Origin of the sequence: Streptococcus oralis (assembly GCF_001579175.1) — a bacterium.
Classification (GTDB): Bacteria; Bacillota; Bacilli; order Lactobacillales; family Streptococcaceae; genus Streptococcus; species Streptococcus oralis_O.
This window is the reverse complement of sequence record NZ_KQ970784.1, coordinates 1-258: the sequence shown is the minus strand read 5'-3', so window position 1 is coordinate 258 and position 258 is coordinate 1. Positions and strand designations below refer to the sequence as shown.

Genomic DNA, 258 nt, shown 5'->3' with positions numbered 1-258 from the left:
TGGAGGATTACCCAAGTCCGGCTGAAGGGAACGGTCTTGAAAACCGTCAGGCGTGTAAAAGCGTGCGTGGGTTCGAATCCCACATCCTCCTTTCATATTAACGCGGGATGGAGCAGCTCGGTAGCTCGTCGGGCTCATAACCCGAAGGTCGTAGGTTCAAATCCTGCTCCCGCAATTTTGGCTCGGTAGCTCAGTTGGTAGAGCAATGGATTGAAGCTCCATGTGTCGGCGGTTCGATTCCGTCTCGCGCCATATTAA

General features: G+C 53.5%; 3 tRNA genes. All 3 read left to right on the top strand.

The window, feature by feature from the left end:
- Window position 1 precedes the first annotated feature (1 nt).
- The 3 genes from SORDD24_RS10640 to SORDD24_RS10630 all read left to right on the top strand — a co-directional run bounded on the left by SORDD24_RS10640 (window position 2) and on the right by SORDD24_RS10630 (window position 252).
- Window positions 2-91 (top strand) — tRNA-Ser (locus SORDD24_RS10640).
- Window positions 92-101: 10 nt separating this feature from the next.
- Window positions 102-175, top strand: a tRNA-Met gene (locus SORDD24_RS10635).
- Window positions 176-179: 4 nt separating this feature from the next.
- A tRNA-Phe gene (locus tag SORDD24_RS10630) sits at window positions 180-252 on the top strand.
- Window positions 253-258: the final 6 nt, after the last annotated feature.